This is a genomic window from Candidatus Symbiopectobacterium sp. NZEC135, from assembly GCF_025962695.1.
The window spans coordinates 1-1,322 of record NZ_JAGFPF010000490.1 but is presented as its reverse complement, the minus strand read 5'-3'; the positions used below and the strand labels follow the sequence as shown (position 1 = coordinate 1,322).

3 protein-coding genes are annotated in these 1,322 nt (G+C 39.5%); all 3 read left to right on the top strand.

Going from position 1 to position 1,322, the window contains the following annotated elements; all coding sequences use genetic code 11:
* A partial coding sequence (locus J5224_RS28170; protein ID WP_264628413.1) for a DNA cytosine methyltransferase occupies window positions 1-458 on the top strand: 458 nt, incomplete at its 5' end.
* A 6-nt stretch (window positions 459-464) separates the two neighbouring features.
* Window positions 465-932, top strand: a complete 468-nt coding sequence (locus J5224_RS28165; protein ID WP_264628412.1) for a very short patch repair endonuclease — start codon at window positions 465-467, stop codon at window positions 930-932.
* 172 nt (window positions 933-1,104) lie between these two features.
* Window positions 1,105-1,322 (top strand): hypothetical protein (locus J5224_RS28160; RefSeq protein WP_264628411.1); only part of this gene is annotated, 218 nt, incomplete at its 3' end.

Genomic DNA, 1,322 nt, shown 5'->3' with positions numbered 1-1,322 from the left:
GTGTCGATGATAAATATATTCTTACACCAAAGTTATGGAAGTATTTATACAACTATGCAAAAAAACACCAAGCTAAAGGCAATGGATTTGGGTTTGGCTTAGTATCCCCTTCAAACAGTGAAAGTGTAGCGCGTACCTTATCAGCACGTTACCATAAGGATGGCTCAGAGATACTGATTGACCGCGGATGGGATATGAAGCTTGGAGAAGTCGACTTTGACAATCCAGAAAATCAGAGGAACCGACCTCGGCGGCTCACACCCAAGGAGTGCGCCCGATTAATGGGTTTTGAGAGCCCCAAAGGGGATACTTTTTTCATACCTGTATCAGATACGCAGGCATACAGGCAATTTGGTAACTCTGTTATCGTCCCGGTTTTTTCCGCTACAGCACAATTATTGAAACCTTTTATATTGAAGGCAGTACAATTACAGAAGAAAAATAATCAGGCGGCATAAACCACTATGGCTGATGTCCACGACAAATTGACTCGCAGAAAAAATATGCAGGCAATACGCAACTGTGACACAGCCATAGAAAAAAAAATTTCCAGAATTCTTGATGAACTGGAAGTGGATTATAGCCCTCAGGTAAAAGAACTTCCTGGCCGGCCGGATTTTGTTATAGAACAATACCGGGCTGTTATCTTTGTGCATGGATGCTTTTGGCATGGGCATCAGTGTGACCTTTTCAAGATCCCAAAGACAAGAACTGAATTCTGGTTGAAAAAAATTGGTGATAATGTTCATAGAGATCGTCTGGTTATACATAAATTGATAGCAACAGGATGGAAAGTGTTACTGATATGGGAATGTGCTCTTAAAGGCCGCTCAAAAGCATCTCAAACAGAAGTATCAGAGCGAATAGAAGAATGGCTCTGCGCAAGTGATGTAAGTGCAGAGATCAATACAAAAGGCATAAACAAGATATAACAATATGATTACATTGACTTTAATAAATGATCACTAAAATATTAACAACCATGTTGCCTTCCATCCTCAGACCTCCCTCATACTAAATCTCATTCAATTTTCTCATCAATCGGGTTACCCTGTATCTAAGATTTTTCTGTGATGGATGACGCTGACTGATGGGGAAGTCAAAATGAACAAAGGCTCAGTTAATTTTGAAAAGATATGCAGTGTTTTGTCAAACATGGGTGCGGAAAGAGTCATCGTAAAAAGACTTGCTAATAATGATAACTCTAAACAACAGATATACCTTGGTTCAGACTATTCAGTTATCCAAGGCCTGCCTATTGGAGAAATAATATATTCAGGAATATCATCCAAAGGTGACACACTTAATGCAGCCATAAATTT